This is a genomic window from Streptomyces sp. NPDC058955 (assembly GCF_042741435.1).
Taxonomy (GTDB): domain Bacteria; phylum Actinomycetota; class Actinomycetes; order Streptomycetales; family Streptomycetaceae; genus Streptomyces.
Genome location: NZ_JBHYKM010000016.1, coordinates 66,835 through 91,263, shown reverse-complemented (window position 1 = coordinate 91,263; position 24,429 = coordinate 66,835). Strand labels below are relative to the sequence as shown.

Sequence of the window (24,429 nt, the reverse complement as noted above, 5' to 3'; positions counted from 1 at the left end):
CGCCTGTGTCGGGGGGGGGGGCGGTGTCAGCGCCCGTCACTCGACCTTTCTCACGGGCTGGGTCGCCGCGTCCGGGTCCACGTCGGGCGCCGCCTCCAGGGCCGTACGGTCCCGCTCGCGAAGCTCCTTGGCGTACCGGCGCTCCATGCCCGCCCGTCCGGACAGCAGCCGGATGGCGGTGCTGAAGCGTTCCGTCGGACGGGCTTCGTTCAGCTCGTCCTGCCTGCGGAGCCACATCGGCACCAAGTAGGCGGCCCAGGCCCCGACGATGACTGCGTAGATGAGGCCGCTGCTGCTCACGCCTCACACGGTAGAGGGGTTCGCGACGGGGCATCGGCCAATTGGCCCGGTGTGTCGCACGATCTGGCTGATATCACTGAACTTTTTTGTGATTGTTCAGATCGATCGGTGTTCATATGCCACTGGAATTCGAACAGTTATGTGAATAGCGGGGCGGGGAGAGCTAAGCGGCATCCCGGCGCCGGGTGCGGTGCCAGCGGGCCAGCAGTCCCTCCGGAATCTCCTCCGCCGTCAGCGCGAACACCAGATGGTCCCGCCAGGCCCCGTCGATGTGCAGATAGCGCGGGCGCAACCCCTCTTCCCGGAAACCGAGTTTCTCCACCACCCGGCGGGAGGGGCCGTTCTCGGGCCGGATGCACACCTCCATGCGGTGCAGCCCCACGGTCCGGAAGCAGTGGTCGACGGCGAGCGCGACCGCCGTCGGCATCACCCCGCGGCCGGCCACCGCGCTGTCCACCCAGTAGCCCACGTGCCCCGAGCACATCGAGCCCCAGGTGATCCCGGCGACCGTCAGCTGCCCGGCCATCCGCCCCTGGTACTCGATGACGAACGGCAGCATCCGCCCGTGGTTCGCCTCCGACCGCAGGTGGCGCACCATCTGACGGTACGTGGGGCGCTGCGCGGGCGGCATGCCCGGCGCGGGCGGCGGCACCGTCGCCTCCCAGGGGCGCAGCCACTCGCGGTTGCGGCGGTTCACCTCCCGCCATTCCCGCTGGTCGCGCATCCTTATCGGGCGGAGCAGCACGTCTCCGTCGACGAGGACGACCGGCCAGGGCGTGGTCATGAGGCCGGGCCCGCTTCCGCCGGTCTCGGGTGGTCGCCGCCGCGGATCTGGTCCACGGCGTGCCGCAGCAGCGGTTCCAGGACGGCGAGCCCGTCCCGTACCCCGCCGGTCGACCCCGGCAGGTTCACGATCAGGGTGGCGCCCGCGACGCCGGCGAGGCCGCGCGAGAGCGCCGCCGTCGGCACCTTCTCCCGGCCGTACGCCCGGATCGCCTCCGGGATGCCGGGGATGTGCCGCTCCAGGACCCGGGCGGTGACCTCGGGGGTCTCGTCGGTCGGCGAGATGCCGGTGCCGCCGGTCGTGAGGATCACGTCGTACCCGGCGGCGATCCCGGCCCGCAGCGCCGCCTCGACGGGGGCCCCGTCGGGGACGACCTGCGGGCCGTCGACCGCGAAGCCCATGGCGCGCAGCCCTTCGGCGATCAGCGGGCCGCCCTTGTCCTCGTAGATCCCGGCGGAGGCCCGGTTGGAGGCGGTGACGACGAGCGCCGCGTACGGAGCGGTCGAAGAGCCGCCGTGGGCCTCGTGGACGCCCGCGACCCGGCCGCCGCGCGTCACGCGTCGTCCCGGGTCCAGTGGCCCGACTTGCCGCCGGTCTTCTCCTCGACCCGGACGTCGGAGATGACCGCGCCCTTGTCGACCGCCTTGACCATGTCCACGACCGTCAGCGCGGCCACCGACACGGCGGTCAGCGCCTCCATCTCGACGCCCGTGCGGTCGGTTGTCCTCACCGTCGCGAGGATCTCGACGGCGTCGTCCGCGACCGTGAGGTCGAGCGTCACCCCGGAGACGGCCAGCGGGTGGCAGAGCGGGATGAGGTCCGGGGTCTTCTTGGCGCCCATGATCCCGGCGATCCGCGCGGTGGCCAGCGCGTCGCCCTTCGGCACGCCCTCGCCGCGCAGCAGCTCGATCACGCGCGGCGAGACGAGGACCCGCCCGCTGGCGCGCGCCGTGCGGGACGTGACGTCCTTCGCCGATACGTCGACCATGCGGGCGGCGCCCGCCTCGTCGATGTGGGTGAGACCTTGCTGCGTGCTCATGGCCGTGACACTCCCGGTCGCTGTGTGGGACGACACACCGTACCCCCGCCCTGGCCCCCTCAGCCGAGGAGGACCACGTCCAGCTCCTCGCCCGGGTCGGCGCCCGTGCGGTCCTCCGGGACCACGAGCAGGCAGTCCGCGTGGGCGAGGGCGGCGATCAGGTGGGAGCCGGCACCGCCCACGGGGGTGACGGTGCCGGACTCGGCGTCGTACGTCCCCCGGAGGTACTGGCGGCGGCCGGCCGGGGAGGTGAGCGGGGCGTCGGCCTTCAGGGTGGCGCGGACGACCGGGCGGTGCAGGTCGTCGAGGCCCATCAGGGCGCGGATCGCGGGCCGGACGAAGAGCTCGAAGGAGACGTACGAGGAGACCGGGTTGCCCGGCAGGGCGAGCAGCGGGATCTGCTCGGGGCCGATCGCGCCGAAGCCCTGCGGCTTGCCCGGCTGCATGGCCAGCTTGCGGAAGTCGACCTGTCCGTCGGCGGTCAGGGCCTCCTTCACCACGTCGTAGGCGCCGACGCTGACGCCGCCGGTGGTGACGAGGAGGTCGGCCCGGATCAGCTGGTCCTCGATGGTGGCGCGGAGCGACTCGGCGTCGTCGGCGACGGCGCCGACCCGGTAGGCGAGCGCGCCCGCGTCCCGGGCGGCGGCGGCCAGCGCGAAGCTGTTGGAGTCGTGGATCTGACCGGGGCCCAGTTCCTCGCCGGGCTGGACGAGTTCGCTGCCGGTGGAGAGGACCACGACGCGCGGGCGGGGCCGGACGGTGACCGTGCCCCGGCCGATGGCGGCGAGCAGTCCGAGCTGCGGCGGGCCGAGGACCGTCCCGGCCGCGAGGGCGAGCTCGCCGGCCCGTACGTCGCTGCCCGCCCGGCGGACGTGGGCGCCGGCCTCGGCCGCGCGGTGCACCCGCACCTCGCCGGCGGCGCCCTCCGGGGCGGCGCTCGCGGCCCGCATGCCGGTGGCCGCGCCCTCGCCGGTGCCGCCGTCGGTCCACTCGACCGGGACGACGGCCTCGGCGCCGGGCGGCAGCGGGGCGCCGGTCATGATCCGGGCGGCCTGGCCGGGGCCGACCTCGGGCAGGCCGCCGGCGCCCGCGGCGACGTCGCCGACGACGGTGAGGACGGCGGGGTACTCCTCGGTCGCGCCCGCGACGTCGGCGACCCGGACCGCGTACCCGTCCATGGAGCTGTTGTCGAAGGGCGGCAGCGCCGCCGGCACCGTCACGTCCTCGACGAGGACGCAGCCCTGCGCGTCGAGCAGCTGGAGCTCGATCGGGTCCAGGGGGCGGACGGTCGCCAGGATGTCGGCCAGGTGCTCGTCGACCGACCACAGGCCCGTGCGGTCCGGCCCCGCGCAGGGGTCGCCGGGCCCGTGGCCGTGACCGGTGCCGTGGTCCTGGGGGTCCTGGGACGGTGCCGTGTCGCTGCTCAAGGTCCTACATCTCCTCGCTGACGTATCTCCGGAGCCAGGCCCGGAAGTCCGGTCCCAGATCTTCACGTTCGCACGCGAGTCTGACAATGGCACGCAGATAGTCGCCGCGGTCGCCGGTGTCATAGCGGCGGCCCTTGAAGACCACGCCGTGCACCGGACCGCCGAGCTTCTCGTCGCTCGCCAGCTTCTGCAGGGCGTCGGTCAGCTGGATCTCGCCGCCCCGGCCGGGCTCGGTCTCCCGCAGCGTCTCGAAGACCGCCGGGTCGAGCACATAGCGGCCGATGATCGCGTAGTTGCTGGGCGCCTCGGCCGGCTCCGGCTTCTCCACCAGGTCCGTCACGCGCACCACGTCGCCGTCGACGGTCGCCTCGACCGCCGCGCAGCCGTACAGATGGATCTGCGAGGGCTCGACCTCCATCAGCGCGATGACGCTGCCGCCCTCGCGCTCCTGGACCTCGACCATCCGCGCGAGGAGGGGGTCGCGCGGGTCGATCAGGTCGTCGCCGAGGAGGACCGCGAAGGGCTGGTCGCCGACGTGCGGGGCCGCGCACAGCACCGCGTGGCCGAGGCCGCGCGGGGCGCCCTGGCGCACGTAGTGCATGGTGGCGAGGTCGTTCGACTCCCGCACCTTGGAGAGGCGTTCGTCGTCGCCCTTGCGGCTCAGCGCCTCCTCCAGCTCGTAGTTCCGGTCGAAGTGGTCCTCCAGCGGACGCTTGTTCCGGCCGGTGATCATGAGCACGTCGGAGAGCCCGGCGGCGACGGCCTCCTCGACGACGTACTGGATCGCCGGCTTGTCGACGACCGGCAGCATCTCCTTCGGCGTCGCCTTCGTCGCCGGCAGGAAGCGGGTGCCGAGGCCGGCGGCCGGGATGACGGCCTTGCTGATCCGGCCGAGGCGGGGGAACGACTGATTCATGCAGGCACCTTAACCGTTAGGGAATGAGAGAAAGATGTGGCTCCGATTAACTTTCTCCCCATAAAGGCTGTTACGAGAGTTTTCCTGGGATCCCCGGTACAGAAAGAGAATCCTGACTTGTCCGAAAAAGCCCTCCTGCGCCGCCGGCTGCTCGACGCCCGCGCCGCCCTCGGTCCCGACGTCCTCGCCGAGACGGCCGGGGCGCTGGCCGGGCACGGCCTCGAACTGCCCGAGCTGGCCGGTGCCGCCACCGTCGCCGCGTACGTCTCGGTCGGCCGCGAACCCGGCACGCGCGTGCTGCTCGACGCCCTCCACGCGCGCGGGGTGCGGGTCCTGCTGCCGGTGCTGCTGCCCGACAACGACCTGGACTGGGCCGCGTACGAGGGCCGGGAGACGCTCGCGAAGGCCGGCCGCGGCCTGCTGGAGCCGACCGGTCCGCGGCTCGGCCCGGACGCCGTGTGCACGGCGGACGCGGTGCTGCTGCCGGGACTCGCGGTGGACGCGCGCGGCATGCGGCTCGGCCGGGGCGGCGGCTCGTACGACCGGGTCCTCGCCCGGCTCGCCCGCGCCGGGAAGGACCCGTCCCTGGTGGTGCTCCTCTACGCGGACGAGGTGGTCGCGCGGGTCCCGGAGGAACCGCACGACCACCCCGTGCACGCGGTGGTCACCCCGGCCGGAGTGACCCGATTCGGCCGTTCCTGATCACGGCCTGAGCGTCAGCGTGTCCTTCGCCGCCGCGTCGACCGCCGCCTTGCCGTAGGCCCAGTCGTACAGCTCGCCCTTGGCCCAGGCGTCCGTCTGGTCCGTGTAGTTGTCGTGGAAGGCGTGGCCGGAGGCGCCGGTCAGGTTGATCCAGCGGGACCTGTCCCAGTCGCCGACGTTGACGACCATCCGCATCGACGGCACCCAGATGACCTCGTAGCCGCCGGCCGCGTTCCAGCCGGTCGCGTCGACCGCGGCCTCGCCGCCGCCCAGGTTCCACGGGCCTCGGTTGAGCAGCTGCTGCACCACGCCGGGGCCGGCGGTGCCGAGGGTCTGGTTCTTCAGGGTCAGCTGGTGCAGCCGGCCCCAGCTCCAGGTGGAGACGTCCTTGCCGAGCTTGGCGGTCAGCTCCCAGCGGGCGTCCTTCATGGCGCGGGCGAGCAGCTGGTCACGGGTCTCGGTGGCCGGGTCGGTGCGGGTGGCGGGGGTCTTCCACCACTCGCTCTTCTCCTGCTTGAGCAGCGGGCGGACCACCTCGTACCAGCGGTCGCCGCCGTCCGGCTGGGCCGAGTCGGCGTCGCGCTCGCCGCACTCGCGGACCAGCTTGTTCTGCTCGTCGACCGGGCCGGTGGCGTCGACCGGGCGGACCATGACGCAGTCGCCCTCGGCGCGCACCTCCTTGGGCAGCTTGTCGCCGAAGGAGAGCTTGAGGACGTTGCGCCAGACCGCGTTGAAGTACGCGGCGGCGGCCGAGTCGGGCTCCTGCGTGTAGTCCCAGCCCTCCAGGAGCTTCTGCGCCTCGCGGACGTACGGGTCGGAGATGTCGACCTTCAGCAGCAGCGGGTTGAGCAGGGTGGCGATCTCGCTGCGGTTGTCGGTCTGCATGGTCCGCATGTCGTCCGGCGAGATCTTGCCGCCGTCCTTGGTCTTCGACTCGATGAGGTCGTTGATCCGCTGGCTGCGGGAGCCGTATCCCCAGTCCTTGGTGAGCAGGTCGTCGTACTGCTCGGGCGAGATCACGGCCTGGTTGGCGGTGACGATGTAGCCGCGCTCGGGGTCGTACTCGTACGGCAGCTGCTCGAAGGGGATGTAGCCCTTCCAGCGGTACGAGGAGTCCCAGCCGGGCGCGGGCAGGGTGCCGTCGCCCTTGGCGCGGCGCGGGATCTTGCCCGGGGACTGGTAGCCGATGTGGCCCTCGGTGTCGGCGTAGACCAGGTTCTGCGAGGGGACCTCGAAGTTCTTGGCGGCGTTGCGGAAGTCCTGGAAGTTCTGGGCGCGGTCGATCGCGAAGATCGCGTCCATCGACTTGCCGGGCTGGAGGGCGGTCCACTGGAGGGAGACGCCGTAGCCGGTGCCGCGGTCGGGGGCGGCGTTGCCGACGGGGGCCTTCTGGCCGACCTTCTCCAGTTCGGCGGAGCGGTCGGAGACCAGCGGGCCGCGGTCGGTGGAGCGGACGGTGATGGGCCGGTCCGCGCCGCCGGCGACCTTGATGACCTCCTCGCGGGTGTCGAACGGCTTGACCTTGCCGTCGACCAGGTAGCCCTCGGGGCTGATCTTCTCCAGGTAGAGGTCGGTGACGTCGGCGCCGAGGTTGGTGAGGCCCCAGGCGATGGAGTCGTTGTGGCCGATGATCACGCCGGGCATGCCGGAGAAGGTGTAGCCGGCGACGTCGTAGCGGCAGGTCGCGGAGACCGAGCGGCAGTGCAGGCCCATCTGGTACCAGAGGGACGGCAGCATCGGCGCGAGGTGCGGGTCGTTGGCGAGCAGCGGCTTGCCGGAGGTGGTGAGGGCGCCCGAGACGACCCACGAGTTGGAGCCGATGCCGTTGCCGTTGGGGCCGAGCAGCGCCGGGACGGAGTCGAGGACGTCGGAGAGGCCGGAGAGCGCGGCGAGCTGGGCGCTCGCGCCGCCGGAGCCGTCGCCGCCGCCCGTACCCGTGCCACCGTCGGAGCCCTGGCCCTTGCCGGCCTTCGGGTCGAACTTCCGCGTCACCGGGTCGACCGTGCCGCGGTCGAGGATCGGCTGGTGGAGCCCGTACGGGTACGCGGGGTAGAGCTGCTCGATCTGGGCCGCGCTCAGCCGGCTGGTGAGCAGCGAGCGGTCGATCTCGTCCTGCATGTTGCCGCGCAGGTCCCAGGCCATGGCCTTGAGCCAGGCGACCGAGTCGACCGGGGTCCAGGGTTCGATCGTGTACTCGTTGGTGAAGGCCAGCGCCGCGTACTCGACGGAGACGTCCTTCGGCTCGCGGTCCTTCAGGTAGGCGTTGACGCCCTCCGCGTACGCCTGGAGGTACTTCTTCGTCTCCGGCGACAGGACCTTGTCGTACTCCTGCTGTGCGACCTGGCGCCAGCCGAGGGTGCGCAGGAAGGCGTCGGTGTCGACCTGGCTCTCGCCGAACATCTCGGAGAGGCGGCCGGCGGTGAGGTGCCGGCGGACGTCCATCTCGTAGAAGCGGTCCTGCGCCTGGACGTAGCCCTGCGCGCGGAAGAGGTCGGTCTCGTTGTCCGCGTAGATCTGCGGGATGCCGTTGGCGTCCCGCTTCACCTCGACGTCGCCGGAGAGCGAGTCGATCCGGATCTCGCCGGTGGTCTGCGGGAACGAGGCCCGGACGGTGCCGACGCCCCACCAGCCGCCGAAGGCGACGGCCCCGACCAGCGCAAGGACCAGGAGCAGGACGATCAGGCGGGCGCGCCTGCCTTTCTTCTTGGCGGGGGGCGCGGTCGTGTTGGAGGGCATCGCTGTCCTTCGAGGGGCAGGGTGGTCCTGGAGTACGGGAGCCACCTTAGGCGCAGCGCCTGGGCGCCCTGGACCCGGTGTCAGGCCGGAACCGCACAGATGACCGCATCGAAGACCCCGGAGCGCAAAGAAGGCGTCAAGAAAGCGTTAAAGATTAGGTAAGGTAACGAAGTACCTGCGGCTGGAGGAACGATCCGGCGCGTGCGAGGGGAAGGAACGGTGCACTGACTGTCCACGAGCTCAACGAACTCCTGCTGATCAGCTCACTCGTGCTGCTGATCGCGGTCGCCGCCGTCCGGATCTCGTCGCGGAGCGGGCTCCCCAGCCTGCTGCTGTACCTCGGCATCGGGGTCGCCATCGGACAGGACGGCATCGGCAACGTCGCCTTCGACAACGCCGAACTCACCCAGGTCATCGGCTACGCGGCCCTCGTCGTCATCCTCGCCGAGGGCGGTCTCGGCACGAAGTGGAAGGAGATCGAACCGGCCCTGCCGGCCGCGGTCGTCCTCTCCACCGTCGGCGTCGCCGTCTCCGTCGGCATCACCGCCGCCGGCGCCCACTACCTCGTCGGCCTGGAGTGGCGGCAGGCGCTGATCATCGGCGCCGTCGTCTCCTCCACCGACGCCGCCGCCGTCTTCTCCGTGCTGCGCAAGGTGCCGCTGCCGTCCCGGGTCACCGGCGTGCTGGAGGCCGAGTCCGGCTTCAACGACGCCCCGGTCGTCATCCTCGTCGTCGCCTTCTCCTCCGCGGGACCCGTCGACGACTGGTACGTGCTCGTCGGGAAGATCGCCCTGGAGCTCGCCATCGGCGCCGCCGTCGGCCTCGCGGTCGGCTTCGTCGGCTCGTACGGGCTCAAGCACGTCGCCCTGCCCGCCTCCGGCCTCTACCCGATCGCCGTCATGGCCATCGCCGTCACCGCCTACGCGGCCGGCGCGATCGCCCACGGCTCCGGCTTCCTCGCCGTCTACCTGGCCTCGATGGTCCTCGGCAACGCCAAGCTGCCGCACGCCCCCGCCAACCGCGGCTTCGCCGAGGGACTCGGCTGGATCGCCCAGATCGGCATGTTCGTCCTGCTCGGACTGCTCGTCACCCCGCACGAGCTGGGCAACGACTTCTGGCCGGCCGTCGTCATCGGCCTCGTCCTCACCATGGTCGCCCGCCCCATGGAGGTCCTGGTCAGCCTCGCGCCCTTCCGCATCCCCTGGCAGGAGCAGGCCCTGATGTCCTGGGCCGGCCTGCGCGGAGCCGTCCCCATCATCCTCGCCACCATCCCGATGGTGGGGCAGATCGACGGCAGCGAGCGGATCTTCAACATCGTCTTCGTCCTGGTCGTCGTCTACACCCTCGTCCAGGGCCCGACCCTGCCCTGGCTCGCCCGCGCCCTGCGGCTCGGCGACTCCAGCGAGGCCGCCGACCTCGGCGTCGAGTCCGCCCCGCTGGAACGGCTCCGCGGCCATCTCCTCTCCGTCGCCATCCCCGAGGGCTCCCGGATGCACGGCGTCGAGGTCGCCGAGCTGCGACTGCCCACCGGAGCCGCCGTCACCCTCGTCGTACGGGAGGACGCCAGCTTCGTGCCCGGCCCGGCGACCGTGCTGCGCAGGGGCGACGAACTGCTCGTCGTCGCCACCGACCCGGTGCGCGACGCCACCGAGCAGCGGCTGCGCGCGGTCGGCCAGGGCGGCAAGCTCGCCGGCTGGCTCGGCACCGGGGACGGGAAGGAGACGGCGGTCACGACGACCGCGACCCGCTTCCACCGGCCGGCCTCCGTCACCGGGAAGCACCCGCCCGCGCCGGGCAGGCACCGGCCGACGGATCGCTAATTCCCGGCATTATTTCGGGGTCAGGAGCGTTCTCCCCAGTGGAATCACAGGCGGGAGAGCGCTCCTCCCTGTACCATGAAGGCACACTTGATCGAACCAACTCTGCCTGACGCAGAGCTGGCGCGACCGTATGGCGGCCGCGGCGCCCCTCCGCAGTGGGGGCCCTCCCGGTATCTACCGCAGTTCCGCGCAAGAGGACAGCTCTCGGCGAGACCGGCACCACCGTGCCCGCGCGCTACCAGGCGGCAGAAAGGCCAGGACCGTGGCGTCCACGGTCGTCTCCGAGAAGCGGCCCGGCTACGGGCAGCTGCTGCGCACCCCCGGTGCGCTCTCCTTCCTGATCCCCGGCTTCGCCGCCCGGCAGCCCTTCGCGATGCTGACCATCGGCATCGTCCTGCTCGTCCAGCACACCACCGGTTCCTACGGCAGCGCCGGCGCCGTCGCCGCCGTCACCGGTGTCTCCATGGCGCTCTTCGCCCCGCAGAGCGGCAAGCTCGCCGACCGCTTCGGCCAGCGCGCCGTCCTCGTCCCGGGCGTCATCGTGCACGCCGCGGCCGTCTCGCTGCTCGTCGCGCTCGCGCTGGCCGGCGCCCCGCTGTGGGCGCTGTTCCTCGCCGCCGTGCCCGCCGGCGCCTCCGTCCCGCAGGTCGGCCCCATGGTCCGGGCCCGCTGGGCGGCCAAGCTCGACGGCACTCCGCTGATGCCGACCGCCGCGGCCTTCGAGTCCGTCACCGACGAGTTCACCTTCGTCGTCGGACCGGTCCTCGCCACCGCCCTGTGCACCGGCGTCCACCCGGCCGCCGGACTGATCACCGAAGCCGCCCTCACCCTCTTCGGCGGCCTCTTCTTCGCCGCCCAGCGCGCCACCCAGCCGCCGCACGGCCTGCTCGCCGCGGCCGCCCACGGCGACGCCGAACCGCACCGCTCCGCGCTCTCCGTCCCCGGCGTCCGCGTCCTGATCGTCGCCTTCCTCGGCATCGGCGCCGTCTTCGGCGGCATGCAGGTCTCGCTCACCGCCTTCAGCGAGGAGATCGGCAACCCCGGCGCCAACGGCCTGCTCTACGGCGTCTTCGCCGCCGGCAACATGCTCGCCGGCATCGCCATGGGCGCCATCGCCTGGAAGACCGGCCCCCGCCGCCGCCTGATCCTCGGCTACACCGGCCTCACCGTCGCCGCGTCCCTGCTGTGGACCGCGCACTCGGTGGTCCTGCTCGGCGCCCTCGGCCTCGTCGTCGGCCTGTGCATCGCCCCGGCCCTGATCACCGGCTACACCATCGTCGAGACCCTGATCCCGGCCTCCGCCCGCACCGAGGCGTTCACCTGGCTCACCGGAGCCGTCGCCCTCGGCCAGGCCCTGGCCGTCACGGTCGCCGGCCGGCTGGCCGACGCCCACGGCTCCACCGCCGGATTCCTCGTCCCCGCCGCGGGCACCGCGCTCGCCTTCGTCACGCTCGTCGCCCTGCGCGGAAAGCTGCGGCCGCGCCCGGCGAACCGGATCACGACGCGGGTCGCGGCACGTGGTGTCGGTCACCGCGTGCCGGTGGCGGTGGACTGAACCGCCGGAATACGTCACTATGGATCGTCGTTAGCACTCGATGAGTGTGAGTGCCAGGAGGAAGACTAGTGCCGACCTACCAGTACCAGTGCACCGAGTGCGGCGAGGGCCTTGAGGCGGTCCAGAAGTTCACGGACGACGCGCTGACCGAGTGCCCCGCCTGCCACGGCCGCCTCAAGAAGGTTTTCTCGGCCGTCGGCATCGTCTTCAAGGGCTCCGGCTTCTACCGGAACGACAGCCGCGGTGCCTCGTCCAGCAGCTCGCCGGCCACGAAGGGCTCGACGTCCTCCACGACGTCCACCTCCTCGTCCGACGCGAAGCCGGCCTCGACGACGTCCACCTCGACGTCCTCGTCGTCGTCCTCGACCCCGGCCGCCTGAGCCCCACCCGCAGCACCGCCCCGGCGCGCCGCCCCCCCACACGCGGCCCGCTCCCCCCCCCCCCGACTCCCGTCCCGGGGGCTCGCAGACCTGTTGGGGCCCGGGGGCCCCGGCATGTCCGGAACCCCACCGTCCGCTCCGAGCCCCTGCGTAGGGTGGCGGGCATGGTGACCACCCCGCCCGCCCCGTCCAGCCCGTCCGCAGCGTCCGGTCGGCCCGCGCCGTCCGCCCCGGCCGGCGACGCGGACCACGACGCGTACGCCGAGATCGGCGTGATCGGCGGCTCCGGCTTCTACTCCTTCCTCGACGACGTCCGCGAGGTCCCCGTCACCACCCCCTACGGCGACCCCAGCGACTCCCTCTTCCTCGGCGAGGTGGCCGGCCGCCGGGTCGCCTTCCTCCCCCGCCACGGGCGCGACCACCGCATCCCCCCGCACCGGATCGACTACCGCGCCAACCTCTGGGCCCTCCGCTCCCTCGGCGTCCGCCAGGTCCTCGGCCCCTGCGCCGTCGGCGGACTGCGCCCCGAGTACGGCCCCGGCACCCTCCTCGTCCCCGACCAGCTGATCGACCGGACGAAGAACCGCGCCCAGACCTACTTCGACGGCGAGCCGCGCGCCGACGGCGCCGTCCCCCGCGTCGTCCACGTCTCCTTCGCCGACCCCTACTGCCCCGACGGACGGCAGGCCGCGATCAAGGCCGCCCGCGGCCGGGACTGGCAGGCCGTGGACGGCGGCACCCTCGTCGTCGTCGAGGGCCCCCGCTTCTCCACCCGCGCCGAATCCCGCTGGCACGCCGCCAACGGCTGGTCCGTCGTCGGCATGACCGGCCACCCCGAAGCCGTCCTCGCCCGCGAACTCGGCCTCTGCTACACCTCCCTCACCCTCGTCACCGACCTCGACGCGGGCACCGAGACCGGCGAGGGCGTCTCCCACACCGAGGTCCTGCGCGTCTTCGGCCAGAACATCGGCCGGCTCCGCGACGTCCTCTTCGACACGATCGCCGCCCTCCCGGCCACGGCGGACCGCGACTGTCTCTGCACCCATGCCCACGACGGCTGGGACCTCGGCATCGAACTCCCGTAAATCCCGTCAAACCCCTCGCAGGGGTGGCCGAGTTGTCCACAGGCGGTGGACCGTCCACAGGCCGGAGCGGGACCGCGGGACGAGCGGGACAGTGAGCGCATGAACACGACGCACACATCCATCGCCGTCCCTGCCCACACCACCGAACCTGTCCACGCCCCCGTCCCCGCCCACGGCTCCGTTCCCGCCCCCTGCGCGGTGCCGGACTTCGCGCCGCTGCGGGTCCGCGGCGGCCGGCTCCGGCCACGGCTGCGCCGCGCGCCCGGCGCGCTCCTCGTCCTGACGGCCGCCGCGCTCGCCCTCACCGCCGCTCCACCCGGCCCGCCCGCCCCACCCGGCCCGGACATCCCCGGGCCGCACCCCGTCGCCGCGCCCGCGGCCCGCTCACCCGCTCCCGCCCGGCTCGTCTCCGCGCCGGTACGGATCGCGGACGCGGACGCGGTACGGCTCCTGCGCGCCGGCGACCGCGTCGACGTCATCGCCGCACCGACCGTCAACTCCCCGCTCGGAGAAGGCGACAGCACGGTCAGGGTGGTGGCGCGGGCCGCCCGAGTGGCCGAAGTCCCGCCCCCGGGTGAGACTCGTTCGGACGGAGGGGCGTTGATCGTCCTGACCGTGCCCAGGACGACCGCGACCGAGCTGGCGAGTGCCGGTGTCACATCCCAACTGGCGGTGACACTGTGCTGATTCGCACTGACTCACTGTCAAGTCACCGTCCCGTGTGTACGGATTGGACGGCCCCGCGCCCTTCACGGCCTAATGGCTGCGCACACAGCAGCACACGCGAAGAAAGGCACCTTGGTGGCCGAGAAGAAGGAAAGCGTGATGGCGGGCTTCAAAGCCTTCCTGATGCGCGGAAACGTGATCGACCTCGCGGTGGCGGTCGTCATCGGTGCCGCGTTCACCAACATCGTGAACTCGGTGGTCAAGGGCATCATCAACCCCATCGTGGGCGCCTTCGGCACGAAGGACCTGGAGAGCTACACGAGCTGCCTCAAGGACCCCTGCCGGGTCGTCAACGGCGAGATGCAGGGCATCCAGCTCCAGTGGGGCCTGGTGCTGAGCGCCGTCCTCAGCTTCCTCATCACCGCCGCCGTCGTCTACTTCCTGATGGTCCTGCCGATGGCCAGGATCCTCGCCAAGCGCGCCGCGCACGACAAGGCGAAGGAAGGCGTCGAGGAGGTCATGGAGGTCAGCGAGCTGGAGGTGCTCAAGGAGATCCGCGACCACCTGGTCGCGCAGCGCAGCTCCGGCAGCAGCACGGGCACGCACTCCACCTCCTGACCGGAGGGACGCTCCGGCGTCAGAGGTGGTGCGGCGGCTTCTCGTCGAGGAAGCGCGCGAGGTCGGCGGCGCTGCCGCCGGTCGGAGGCCGCTCGCCCCACCCGCGGTCCGTGTCGTCCGCGGACTGCGCGTCCAGCGGATCGTCGAAGACGATCACCGGCTTCGGGGCGTTCTCGGAATTCGGCCGAATGCCGTTCGGCTTCGCGTCTCGCGGTCCGTGGGCGGGGGCGGTGCTCATGTCTTCAGGGTACGCCCGCTCCCCCGCCCCGGACCCGCCTGATCAGCGGCCCCCCATTCAGCGGTCCTGTGGTCAGCGGTCCTTCGGGTCCAGCGCCCACAGGCCGAGGACCACCAGGAACGACAGGACGAGGAAACCCGCACCCCACCACGCGGTGCCGGTGTCGCCGGACATCCACTCGTCCACCACGATGGTCAGCCCCCAGAGCTGGCCGATCACCACCGTGAGCGCCAGCGCCAGCCGCGCCGACAGCTTCGAGGAGCGCTCCGGTTCCTGCTCCGTGCCCGCCCCGGGCCCCGGACCCGTGTGCCGGATCCGCGGGTCGCCGTACCCGCTGGTGGGCCGGATCTGCGGATAGCGCTCGTGCACCGGCCGGTTCAGCCGCGGCTGCGCGCTGCCCGGACGGTACGACGGCGGCCGGGACGGCGCCGGCGGGGTGCCGGGCGGGCGCGGGGCCTCCGGGTCCTGGGGGAAGCGGCTCTCCGTCACGTGCGCTCACTCCTCTCCGGGCCGGACTGCTGCCGGTCCCGGCACAGCCGCAGCGCGTCCCCCTGCTGACGGCACAGGCCCTCCTGCAGGCTCTCGCCGGAGCGGGCGGTGCCGATGGCCCAGACACTGCCGTCGACCTGCTCGATCAGGATCACCTTCGGCAGGCCGCGCGGCGGCGGGCCGGCCGTGACCTCTCCCGTACGGGCGTCGAAGACACCCTCGTGGCAGGGGCAGTACAGCTCGCCCTCGCTGCCCCGGTCCCGCCGCCAGAGGACGGCGCAGGCCAGGTGGGTGCAGACGGCCGAATAGCCGGTGAGGGTGCCGTCCTCCATGCGGATCGCGATGGCCCGGTCCTCGTCGCCGGGATAGCGGAAGGCGAGGGACTCGCCGGGCAGGATCCGGTCCGCGATCCTCTTCGGCTCGGGAGCGCCGTCGCTGTCGCCGTGCCGGTGCAGGATGCCGGAGGCGACGGCGACGCCGCCGACGGCGAGGCCGCCGGAGACGGTGGCGACGATCCGCAGGTAGTCCCGGCGGGTGGTGAGCGAGTCGGCGGCGATCCGGTCGCGGAGCGCCTCCTGCGCCGCGTCGGCGCCGGCCTCCGGCGCGGGCGGCTGCGGGTCGGTGACGCTCATCGGACGTCCTTTCCGTTGATCTGGACGACCGGGAGACCGCCGGGAACGGGCCACTGGACCTTGTCGGCGGGCACGACCATCGCGACACCGGTGGTGACGGTGGTGCCGCCGAAGGTGAAGGAGTCGGCGACCTGGACTCCGGGGCGCTCGGCGCGCAGCTCGTCGAGGGTGCCGTAGAAGAGGGCGCCGGTCGGGCAGACGGTCGCGCACATGGGGGCGAGGCCGTAGGCGGTGCGGTCGTAACAGAGGTTGCACTTCATCTGGAGCTTCGCCTGGAGGTCGATCTTCGGCACGCCGAAGGGGCAGGCGTTGACGCAGTTGGCGCAGCCGATGCAGCGGGTGGTGTCGGCCTGCTGCACCACCCCGTCGGCGGTCACGAGGATCGCGTCGGCGGGGCAGACCTCGGCGCAGGGGGCGACGGGGTCCTCGCAGTGCATGCAGACGGTGGGAAGGGAGGCGACGGAGTGACCTTCGTCGGGGTAGTCGAGGTGGATCATCGACTTGCCGCGGTGCGAGTCGCATTCGCGGCAGGCGGAGACGCAGGCCTGGCAGCCGATGCAGCGGCCCGGGTCGATGAAGATCGTGCGGCCCATCATGTGCGGTCAGCTCCTCTCCGCGGTGCCCCGGCCCTGCGGGGACGTGGGCGGCAGGGGGTCGGTGCGGGAGACCTGGGTCTCGGGGTAGGCGAGCTGCCCCGGGGCGGTCGGCGGCGCGGGGACCTCGTCGACGCGTTCGGCGGCCTCGATGCGGGCCGCGCAGACCTTGTACTCGGGGATCTTCGAGCGGGGGTCGAGGGCGTCGACGGTGAGGGCGTTCGCCGCGGTGGGGACGGGCCAGTGGTAGGGCACGAAGACGGTGTCGGGGCGGATGGCCTCGGTGACCAGGGCGGGGAAGACCTCGCTGCCGCGCCGGGTGACGACCCGGACCGGGTCGCCGTTGCGGAAGCCGTGCGAGGGGTGGACCTCGACCCAGGGCCGGGGGGTCTGCTCGACGAGGGCGCCGAGCCGGCGGGTCTGGTTGCCGGAGAGGAAGTGGGCGACGGTGCGGCCGGTGGTGAGCGAGAGCGGGTACTCCTCGCTGTACGGGTCCATCGGCGGGTGCCACTCGACCACCTGCAGGTGGATCCTGCCGTCGGGGTGATAGGTGCGGCCGTCCTCGAAGAGGCGGGGGGTGCCGGGGTGCTCGGTGGTCGGGCAGGGCCAGGCGATGCCGCCGGTCTCCTCCAGGCGCTCGTAGGTGATGCCGTAGTAGTCGTTGACGGTGCCCGCGGAGGCGATCCGCAGCTCCTCGAAGACGGAGCGGGAGTCGGGGAAGGCGAACTTGTCGCCGGCGCCGAGCCGCTTGGCCAGCTCGCAGATGACCCAGGTGTCGGTGCGGACGCCGGCCGGGGGCTCCTGGGCCTTGTTGTGCTTGACGACCCGGGCCTCGGCGTTGGCCATGACGCCCTCGTCCTCCGCCCACACCGTGACGGGGAAGACGACATGGGCGTTGGCGGCGGTCTCGGAGAGGAAGAAGTCGAACTGGGCGTGGAACTGGAGGGTGTCGTAGCCCTCCTTGACCGTGGCGTAGTTCGGCAGGGAGACGAAGGGGTTGTTGCAGATGCCGATGAGGCCGCGGATCTCGGCGCGCTGCATCTGCCAGACCATCTCCATCATGGAGGTGCCGGCGGGCGGCAGCTCGGACTCCTCGATGCCCCAGATCTCGCAGATCTGACGGCGGTGCTCGGGGTTGGAGATGGAGCGCCCGCCGGGCAGGAGGTCGGACTTCTGGCCGTGCTCGCGGCCGCCCTGCCCGTTGCCCTGGCCGGTGATGGTGCCGTAGCCGGCGCCGGGCCTGCCGATGTTCCCGGTGGCGACGCAGAGGTTGATGATGGTGAGGCAGTTCTCGACGCCCTGGGAGTGGTGTTCGACGCCGCGGGCGTGCCAGGCCATCGCCTTGTCCGCGCCCGCGAACATGCGGGCGACCCGCACGATCTGTTCCTCGGGGACGCCGCAGATCTGCGCGGAGCGGGCCGGCGGGTACTCGGCGACGGTGGCCCTGACCTCGTCCCAGCCGGTGGTGTGGGCGGCGAGGTACGCCTCGTCGGTGAGGCCCTCGGCGACGATGACGTGCAGCACGGCGTTGAAGAAGGCCGAGTCGGTGCCGGGCTTGAGGGCGACGTGGACGTCGGCGGTGCGGGCGATGGCGGTCTGCCGCGGGTCCACCACGATCAGGCTCGCGCCCCGGTCGCGGGCGCCCCACAGGTACTGGGTCATCACCGGGAAGCACTCGCCGACGTTGGAGCCGGCGATGAGGAGGCAGTCGGTGAGGAGGATGTCGGAGAAGGGGTTGCCGGCCCGGTCGATGCCGAAGGCGAGCTTGTTGGCGCCGGCGGCGGACACCATGCAGAGGCGCCCGTTGTAGTCGACGTGCTTGGTCTTCAGCGCGACCCGCGCGAACTTCCCGACGAGGTACGTCTTCTCGGAGAAGAGGCTCGCCCCGCCGAGCAGCCCGAAGGCGTCGTTGCCGTACTCGCTCTGGACGCGCCGGATCTCGGCGACGGTGTGGTCCAGCGCCTCCTCCCAGCTGACCTCGCGGAACGGCTCGTCGCGGTTGCGCCGCAGCAGCGGGGCGGTGAGCCGGTCGGGGTGGTTGACCTGCTGGTAGGCGTTGATGCCCTTGGGGCAGAGCCGCATCCGGTTGATGTCGTGGTTGCGGGGTTCGACCCCGAAGACCTTGCCGCCCCGGTCGACCCGCAGGTACATGCCGCACTGCACCCCGCAGAAGCAGCAGTGCGTGGGGACGAGCGTCTCCCCGTTCTGGTCGGCGTGCCACCGGTCGGCGGGGATCCCGCCCGCGTCCCGGAAGGTGCGCGTCCCGGGCGGGGCGACGGAGGGATCGAGCGGCAGCGCACGGGAAGGGTCGGTCGCGGTCACTTACTTGAAGCCCTTCTTGACGTGGGTGAGGTAGGCGTTGCCGCGGAGGACGCGCTTGCAGCGGGGGCAGTACTCGGCCCACTCGTCGAAGTCGAGCTTGAGGTCCTTCATGGTGCCGCGCAGGTTGTCGACGTAGTCGGGGGTGTCGATGGGCTCGTGGCAGCGGCGGCAGGCCTGGAGCTCCTCGTCCTTGCGGCGGGAGGTGTACTTGAAGAGCTGCATGCCGACGGCGGCGGGCCGCTGGACGATGTGGAAGAACTTCCCGAAGGGGATGTAGACGAGGGTGAAGACGACCGAGACCATGTGGAGGATCGCCAGGAACTCGTAGCCGCCGCCGTGCAGGAAGATCGACGAGAAGGTGAGCAGAAGGCCGGTGACCGAGATGACGACGAGGGCGATCAGCGGGATCAGGTCGTAGGCGAAGCGCTGGCCGGTGATGGCGCCACGGTCCTTCATGCGCCGCCACAGGAAGTAGGAGGCGCCGGCGATGACGAGGACGGCGGCGATGTCCAGGCCGTGGAACATGAGCCAGCCGAAGACGTTCAGCGAGTCGAAGCCGAGGACCTTGAAGCCCCAGATCCGCATCTCGTAGCCGGGGCCGTCGCCGGTGCCGGACGTGAAGGTGAACCAGCCCCAGGTGAGCGGGAAGGTGATGAGCGCGGCGAGGACGCAGCCCCAGAAGAGGAGCTGGTGGGCGGCCCAGCGGGCGTGCGAGCGGGCGCCGAGGAACTTCTGGAAGCCGAGATAGGTGGCGATCATCCTCGGCAGGGCGGTGGGGGCCCTGCGGAAGTTCGCGGCGGAGAAGAAGGCGCCCCAGCCCCGGCGGAAGAGGCGCCGGGCGCCGGGCGCGGAGATCCAGACGGTGTAGCGGTAGGCGACGCCGAAGGCGAGGAAGACGGTGGCGACGGCATAGGGCAGCAGGGCCGAGTCGAAGTCGCGGAGCAGCCGGCTGCCGAGGACGATCGCGAGGATCAGCAGGACGGAGACGGCGGTGCCGGCGAGGGTGGCGCGGCGGCGGACGGCGGCGGGGGTCTGGGGCGCGCGGCCGTCCGGGACCGGGGCGGGCGCCTCCGGCTCGGGAGTGGTGGGCTCGGCGGTCTGCGGTGGCTCGGTCACGGGGCCACGGTAGGACGTATGTGCCCCTTAGGCCCGTTTTGGGCACCTGAAGGGTGAGCGCGCCGTCCCGCCCCCGCGCGCCACGCGATGCGGACCGCTCCGGGGCCGCGGTCGGACGGCGATCGGACGGCGTCCGGACCGCGATCAGACCGCGATCAGACCGCGATCAGACCGCGATCAGACCGGGATCAGACCGCCATCAGACCGCGTTCAGACCGCGTTCAGGCCGTGGGCGCGGAAGGCCTCGCGGGCGGCCGCGACCTGCTCGGGGGTGGGCGACGGGGTGTCGTGGAGGGTGAACGGCAGGTCCAGGGCCTGCCATTTGGCCTCGCCCAGCTTGTGAAAGGGGAGGACGTCGACGCGGGAGACGTTGCCGAGGCCGCCGGCGAAGGCGGCGACGCCCTCGACGTTGGCGGGGTCGTCGGTGAGGCCGGGGACGAGCACGAAGCGGACGTGGACGTCCTGCCCGAGGTCGGCGAGGCGGCGGGCGAAGTCCAGGGTGGGCTTCAGCGGCCGGCCGGTGACCTTCCGGTAGGTCTCCGGATCCCAGGACTTGATGTCGAGGAGGACGAGGTCGGTGTCGCGGAGCAGGGCGTCGGTGGCGCGGACGCCGAGGAAGCCGGAGGTGTCGAGGGCGGTGTGCAGACCGAGCTCGTGCTTCATGCGGTGCAGCAGCTCGCCGGTGAAGACGGGCTGGAGCAGCGGCTCGCCGCCGGAGACGGTGGCGCCGCCGCCGGACGCGGAGATGAAGCGGACGTACTTGGACGCCTCGGCGATCACGTCGTCGGCGGAGGTCCGCTTGCCGTTCCGCATCCTCCAGGTGTCCGGGTTGTGGCAGTAGAGGCAGGTCAGCGGGCATCCGGAGAGGAAGGTGACGAAGCGGGTGCCGGGCCCGTCGACGCCGGTGGACAGGTCCCAGGAGTGCACCGAGCCCTCGGCCGGGCGATAGGTCGCGGCCGCGGCCGGCGTGGCGGCCTGGACCGGGGCGACGGGGCGGACCGGGACGTCCGGGCCGAGCAGGGTGGCCATGGCGGGACCTCCTGAGGGAGGAAGGGGCGGGTGGGGGCGGGAGGGGTGGGGCGGGGAGGGGGAGGGGGGAGGGGCCCCCCCCCCCTCCCCCCTTCGTGCGCTACAGCGCCCCGTGGAAGGTCCTGTTCAGGACGTCCAGCTGCTGCTCGCGCGTCAGGCGGACGAAGTTGACCGCGTAGCCCGAGACCCGGATGGTGAGCTGGGGGTAGTTCTCCGGGTGCTCCATGGCGTCCATGAGGACGTCCCGGTTGAGGACGTTGACGTTCATGTGGAAGCCGTCGCTCGCCATGTAGCCGTCGAGGACGCCGGCCAGGTTCTTGATCCGCTCCTCGGGGGTGCGGCCCAGGCCGTCGGGGGTGACGGTGTTGGTGAGCGAGATGCCGTCCTCGGCGTCCTCGTACGGCAGCTTGGCGACCGACAGGGCGGAGGCCACGTAGCCGTGGGTGTCGCGGCCGTTCATGGGGTTGGCGCCCGGGGAGAAGGGTTCGCCGGCCCGGCGCCCGTCGGGGGTGTTGCCGGTCTTCTTGCCGTAGACGACGTTCGAGGTGATGGTCAGGACGGACTGGGTGTGCTCGGCGTTCCGGTACGTCGGGTGCTTGCGCACCTTCCGCATGAACTCCTCGACCAGCCAGACGGCGATCTCGTCGGCGCGCTCGTCGTTGTTGCCGTAGGCGGGGTAGGAGCCCTCCACCGTGTAGTCGGTGACGAGGCCGGTCTCGTCGCGGACCGGGGTGACCTTGGCGTACTTGATGGCGGAGAGCGAGTCGGCGGCGACGGACAGGCCGGCGATGCCGCAGGCCATGGTGCGGCGCACGTCGCGGTCGTGGAGCGCCATCTCCAGCCGCTCGTACGCGTACTTGTCGTGCATGTAGTGGATGACGTTCAGGGCGTGGACGTAGACGTCCGCGAGCCATTCCATCTGCGCGTCGAACCGGGCCATGACCTCGTCGTAGTCGAGGACCTCGGCGTCGATGGCGCCGGTGGCGGGGCCGACCTGGGCGCCGGACTTCTCGTCGCGGCCACCGTTGATCGCGTACAGGAGGGTCTTGGCGAGGTTCACGCGGGCGCCGAAGAACTGCATCTGCTTGCCGACCGGCATCGCCGAGACGCAGCAGGCGATCGCGGTGTCGTCGCCGAAGCGGGGCCGCATCAGTTCGTCCGACTCGTACTGCACGGACGAGGTGTCGATGGAGACCTTCGCGCAGAACTCCTTGAAGCCCTGCGGCAGCCGCGGCGACCAGAAGACGGTCATGTTCGGCTCGGGGGCCGGGCCGAGGTTGTAGAGCGTCTGGAGGTAGCGGAAGGAGGTCCGGGTGACCAGCGGCCGGCCGTCCTCGCCCATGCCGGCGAGGGATTCGGTGACCCAGGTGGGATCGCCGGAGAACAGCTCGTCGTACTCGGGGGTGCGCAGGAAGCGGACGATGCGGAGCTTGATGATGAAGTCGTCGACGAGTTCCTGGGCCTGTTCCTCGGTGAGCAGGCCGGCCTCGATGTCCCGCTGGAGGTAGACGTCGACGAAGGTGGAGGTGCGGCCGAGCGACATCGCGGCGCCGTTCTGCTCCTTCACGGCGGCCAGGTAGGCGAAGTACAGCCACTGGATCGCCTCGCGGCCGGTGGTGGCGGGTCCGGAGACGTCGTGGCCGTACGAGGCGGCCATGGCCTTCAGTTCGCCGAGGGCGCGCATCTGCTCGGAGAGTTCCTCGCGGAGCCGGATGGTCTCCTCCAGGGAGCGGTGGCCGGCCGGGAGGACGTCGAGTCCGGCCTTCTCCTCCTTCTTCACCTCGATGAGGCGGTCGACGCCGTAGAGGGCGACGCGGCGGTAGTCGCCGATGATGCGGCCGCGGCCGTAGGCGTCGGGGAGGCCGGTGACGATGCCGGCCTTGCGGGCGGCGCGGATCTCGGGGGTGTAGGCGTCGAAGACGCCGGCGTTGTGGGTCTTGCGGTACTCGGTGAAGACCTTCTCCAGCTCCTCGGAGACCGGGTAGCCGTACGTCTCCAGGGCGCCGGCGACCATCCGCCAGCCGCCGTACGGCATGATCGCGCGCTTCAGCGGGGCGTCGGTCTGGAGGCCGACGATCAGGTCCTTGTCGCGGTCGATCCAGCCGGGGGCGTGGGCGGTGATGGTGGAGGGGATGTCGTGGGCGACGTCGTAGACGCCCTTGGCGCGTTCCTCGGGGAACCTGTCCGTGATCGCCTTCCACACGGCGGTGGTCCGCTCGGTGGGGCCGGCGAGGAAGGAGTCGTCGCCCTCGTACGGGGTGTAGTTCTGCTGGATGAAGTCGCGGACGTCGATGGCGTCGCGCCAGAGTCCGCCCTTGAAGCCCTTCCAGGCGCCGCCGTCGTTCACCGTTGCTTCAGCAGGGGTCGCAGTCACTGCCCGCACCGCCTTCTCGATCGCTCGAATCAGCTTTTCGCTTGCCTCCATTGCACTCCTTCTGATCGATCGTTCCGGGCGGCATTGGTCACCTCTCGATGGACCGAGGTCCCGGCCCGGGCATGCGGAAAGGCCCCGCCTGGGCGGGGCCTTTCTCGGGGGCCGGTCAGCTGGGGGCCTCGGCGCCCTTGCGGGCGTAGAACCACCAGGTCACGACCATGCAGCTGAGGTAGAAGGCGACGAAGCCCCACATCGCGCTGGTGACGGCGACCGAGCCGAAGAGCGCCGGGATGAAGAAGAAGCCGTAGGCGGCGATCGCGGAGGTGAAGCCGGTGACCGCGCCCGATTCCATCTCGGCCTGCTTGAGGGCCTTGGCGTGTTCGGGGGTGCCTTCGGTGAGGCCCTTCAGGTGGGTGCCGCGGAAGATCACCGGGATCTGGCGGAAGGTCGAGCCGTTGCCGATGCCGGAGAAGAGGAACGCGGCGAGGAAGCAGAGGAAGAAGCCGTGGAAGGTGCCGCCGTCGCCGCCCGAGGGCAGGAACGCGATGACGCCGATGATCGAGGCGGCCATGCCGGCGAAGGACAGGAGGGTGACCCGGGCGCCGCCCCACTTGTCGGCGATCCAGCCGCCGGCCCAGCGGGCGAGGGCGCCCACGGCGGGGCCCATCCAGGCGTACGTGGCGACGGAGTGGTCCGGGAAGGTCGTCTTGATCAGCATCGGCAGGGCGGCGGCGAAGCCGATGAAGGAGCCGAAGGTGCCGACGTACAGCCAGGTCATCAGCCAGGTGTGCTTGCGCTTGAAGATGACCTTCTGCTGCTTGAAGGGGGTGGAGGCGACCTTCAGGTCGTTCTGTCCGAACCAGGCGACGGCGGCCAGGACGAGGACGACGGGGACCCAGACGAAGGCGGCGTTCTGGAGGTGGACGGGGGTGCCGTCGGCCTTGTGCTGGGCGGAGCCGATCGCGATCGTCGACCAGGTGATGACGATCGGGGTGAGGAGCTGGACGACGGAGACGCCGAGGTTGCCGAGTCCGCCGTTGATGCCGGTCGCGCTGCCCTTCTTCGCCTTGGGGAAGAAGAAGCCGATGTTGGCGAGGGAGGAGGCGAAGTTGGCGCCGCCGATGCCGCAGAGGGCGGCGATGACGACCATCACGGTGTACGGGGTGGCCGGGTCCTGGATGGCGACGCCCAGCCAGATCAGCGGGACGACCAGGACGACCGTCGACAGGGCGGTGAACCGCCGCTGGCCGATCATCGGGCCGAGGAAGGTGTAGAGGACGCGGGCCGTGCCGCCGGTCAGACCGGGGATGGCCGTCAGCCAGAACAGCTGCGCGGTCGAGAAGCCGAAGCCGACGTCCTTCAGGTTGGTGGCCGTGACCGACCAGACCTGCCAGACGACGAAGGCGACGAGGAGGGCCGGGACCGCGATCCACAGGTTGCGACCGGCGACCTTCCGTCCGATCGACTTCCAGAAGAGCTCGTTCTCCGGCTCCCAGTCGGTGATGGTCCGGCCGGGGCGGTACTGCTCCGCGTCGTACGAGGCGGGTGATCCGCCCGTGGTTCTGCTGTCCTGGACTACGGAACTCATGGCGCTTCCCTGACTTCCCT

At 71.6% G+C, this 24,429-nt stretch carries 22 protein-coding genes and 1 pseudogene; 7 read left to right on the top strand and 16 right to left on the bottom strand.

The genetic code is table 11. The features are described from left to right. The 6 genes and pseudogenes from ACFW1I_RS09815 to galU form a co-directional block, all read right to left on the bottom strand. A pseudogene (locus tag ACFW1I_RS09815) lies at positions 1 to 300 on the bottom strand (hypothetical protein); the annotation flags it as partial. Between the two features lie 163 nt (positions 301 to 463). Then, the gene (locus ACFW1I_RS09810) at positions 464 to 1,084 is read right to left on the bottom strand and encodes a GNAT family N-acetyltransferase (protein ID WP_384668104.1); all 621 of its coding nucleotides are present in this window, start codon (positions 1,082 to 1,084) and stop codon (positions 464 to 466) included. Beyond that, a complete protein-coding gene (locus ACFW1I_RS09805) occupies positions 1,081 to 1,641 on the bottom strand; it encodes a molybdenum cofactor biosynthesis protein B (RefSeq protein ID WP_384668102.1) in 561 nt (186 codons plus the stop codon). Before ACFW1I_RS09805 ends, ACFW1I_RS09810 begins: the two co-directional genes overlap by 4 nt. Then, entirely contained in the window at positions 1,638 to 2,123 is a 486-nt protein-coding gene (gene moaC / locus ACFW1I_RS09800; RefSeq protein ID WP_384668100.1) for a cyclic pyranopterin monophosphate synthase MoaC, read from the bottom strand. Before moaC ends, ACFW1I_RS09805 begins: the two co-directional genes overlap by 4 nt. A gap of 59 nt (positions 2,124 to 2,182) precedes the next feature. After that, a complete protein-coding gene (gene glp / locus ACFW1I_RS09795) occupies positions 2,183 to 3,550 on the bottom strand; it encodes a gephyrin-like molybdotransferase Glp (RefSeq protein ID WP_384668098.1) in 1,368 nt (455 codons plus the stop codon). 4 nt (positions 3,551 to 3,554) lie between these two features. Beyond that, positions 3,555 to 4,466, bottom strand: coding sequence for a UTP--glucose-1-phosphate uridylyltransferase GalU (gene galU, locus ACFW1I_RS09790; RefSeq protein WP_384668097.1), 912 nt, complete (start codon positions 4,464 to 4,466; stop codon positions 3,555 to 3,557). Positions 4,467 to 4,583: 117 nt separating this feature from the next. Here galU and ACFW1I_RS09785 point away from each other — a divergent pair, with 117 nt between their 5' ends. Further along, positions 4,584 to 5,168, top strand: coding sequence for a 5-formyltetrahydrofolate cyclo-ligase (locus ACFW1I_RS09785; RefSeq protein ID WP_384668095.1), 585 nt, complete (start codon positions 4,584 to 4,586; stop codon positions 5,166 to 5,168). Here the strand turns inward: ACFW1I_RS09785 and ACFW1I_RS09780 are convergent, their stop codons facing one another. After that, positions 5,169 to 7,904: a penicillin acylase family protein gene (locus ACFW1I_RS09780; protein WP_384668093.1), complete on the bottom strand. Its 2,736-nt coding sequence runs from the start codon at positions 7,902 to 7,904 to the stop codon at positions 5,169 to 5,171. A 269-nt stretch (positions 7,905 to 8,173) separates the two neighbouring features. Between ACFW1I_RS09780 and ACFW1I_RS09775 the strand changes: the two genes are divergently transcribed. The 6 genes from ACFW1I_RS09775 to mscL all read left to right on the top strand — a co-directional run bounded on the left by ACFW1I_RS09775 (position 8,174) and on the right by mscL (position 14,028). Continuing rightward, a complete protein-coding gene (locus tag ACFW1I_RS09775; RefSeq protein WP_384668091.1) occupies positions 8,174 to 9,724 on the top strand; it encodes a potassium/proton antiporter in 1,551 nt (516 codons plus the stop codon). A gap of 262 nt (positions 9,725 to 9,986) precedes the next feature. After that, positions 9,987 to 11,279, top strand: a complete 1,293-nt coding sequence (locus ACFW1I_RS09770; RefSeq protein ID WP_384668089.1) for an MFS transporter — start codon at positions 9,987 to 9,989, stop codon at positions 11,277 to 11,279. Positions 11,280 to 11,347: 68 nt separating this feature from the next. Next, complete coding sequence (locus ACFW1I_RS09765) at positions 11,348 to 11,659, top strand: FmdB family zinc ribbon protein (RefSeq protein WP_384668087.1); 312 nt, start codon at positions 11,348 to 11,350, stop codon at positions 11,657 to 11,659. 164 nt (positions 11,660 to 11,823) lie between these two features. Then, positions 11,824 to 12,744, top strand: a complete 921-nt coding sequence (locus ACFW1I_RS09760) for an S-methyl-5'-thioadenosine phosphorylase (RefSeq protein WP_384668085.1) — start codon at positions 11,824 to 11,826, stop codon at positions 12,742 to 12,744. 99 nt (positions 12,745 to 12,843) lie between these two features. Then, positions 12,844 to 13,431, top strand: a complete 588-nt coding sequence (locus ACFW1I_RS09755; RefSeq protein WP_384668083.1) for a hypothetical protein — start codon at positions 12,844 to 12,846, stop codon at positions 13,429 to 13,431. A 72-nt stretch (positions 13,432 to 13,503) separates the two neighbouring features. Then, on the top strand, positions 13,504 to 14,028 hold the full coding sequence (gene mscL / locus ACFW1I_RS09750; protein ID WP_384668081.1) for a large conductance mechanosensitive channel protein MscL: 525 nt from the start codon (positions 13,504 to 13,506) through the stop codon (positions 14,026 to 14,028). 19 nt (positions 14,029 to 14,047) lie between these two features. Here mscL and ACFW1I_RS09745 read toward each other — a convergent pair whose 3' ends face one another. From ACFW1I_RS09745 to ACFW1I_RS09705, 9 genes are all read right to left on the bottom strand, one after another. Further along, a complete protein-coding gene (locus tag ACFW1I_RS09745) occupies positions 14,048 to 14,266 on the bottom strand; it encodes a hypothetical protein (RefSeq protein ID WP_031007358.1) in 219 nt (72 codons plus the stop codon). Positions 14,267 to 14,338: 72 nt separating this feature from the next. Then, positions 14,339 to 14,755 carry a hypothetical protein gene (locus ACFW1I_RS09740; protein WP_384668078.1) on the bottom strand — a complete coding sequence of 139 codons (417 nt, stop codon included), beginning with the start codon at positions 14,753 to 14,755 and terminating at the stop codon, positions 14,339 to 14,341. Next, complete coding sequence (locus ACFW1I_RS09735) at positions 14,752 to 15,387, bottom strand: ubiquinol-cytochrome c reductase iron-sulfur subunit (RefSeq protein ID WP_384668076.1); 636 nt, start codon at positions 15,385 to 15,387, stop codon at positions 14,752 to 14,754. The genes ACFW1I_RS09740 and ACFW1I_RS09735 overlap by 4 nt, the downstream gene beginning before the upstream one ends. Then, the gene (locus ACFW1I_RS09730) at positions 15,384 to 15,983 is read right to left on the bottom strand and encodes a 4Fe-4S dicluster domain-containing protein (protein ID WP_384668074.1); all 600 of its coding nucleotides are present in this window, start codon (positions 15,981 to 15,983) and stop codon (positions 15,384 to 15,386) included. Before ACFW1I_RS09730 ends, ACFW1I_RS09735 begins: the two co-directional genes overlap by 4 nt. Before the next feature lie 6 nt (positions 15,984 to 15,989). Beyond that, positions 15,990 to 18,302 (bottom strand): molybdopterin oxidoreductase family protein, encoded by a 2,313-nt coding sequence (locus ACFW1I_RS09725; RefSeq protein WP_384668072.1) that lies wholly within the window; start codon positions 18,300 to 18,302, stop codon positions 15,990 to 15,992. Continuing rightward, positions 18,303 to 19,418 (bottom strand): MFS transporter, encoded by a 1,116-nt coding sequence (locus tag ACFW1I_RS09720; protein WP_384668070.1) that lies wholly within the window; start codon positions 19,416 to 19,418, stop codon positions 18,303 to 18,305. It lies immediately after the preceding gene. 210 nt (positions 19,419 to 19,628) lie between these two features. After that, positions 19,629 to 20,447 (bottom strand): pyruvate formate-lyase-activating protein, encoded by an 819-nt coding sequence (pflA, locus tag ACFW1I_RS09715; protein ID WP_384668067.1) that lies wholly within the window; start codon positions 20,445 to 20,447, stop codon positions 19,629 to 19,631. Positions 20,448 to 20,547: 100 nt separating this feature from the next. Then, positions 20,548 to 22,872 carry a formate C-acetyltransferase gene (gene pflB / locus ACFW1I_RS09710; protein WP_384668064.1) on the bottom strand — a complete coding sequence of 775 codons (2,325 nt, stop codon included), beginning with the start codon at positions 22,870 to 22,872 and terminating at the stop codon, positions 20,548 to 20,550. 115 nt (positions 22,873 to 22,987) lie between these two features. Next, positions 22,988 to 24,409 (bottom strand): NarK family nitrate/nitrite MFS transporter, encoded by a 1,422-nt coding sequence (locus ACFW1I_RS09705; protein WP_384668062.1) that lies wholly within the window; start codon positions 24,407 to 24,409, stop codon positions 22,988 to 22,990. Between the last annotated feature and the right edge of the window lie 20 nt (positions 24,410 to 24,429).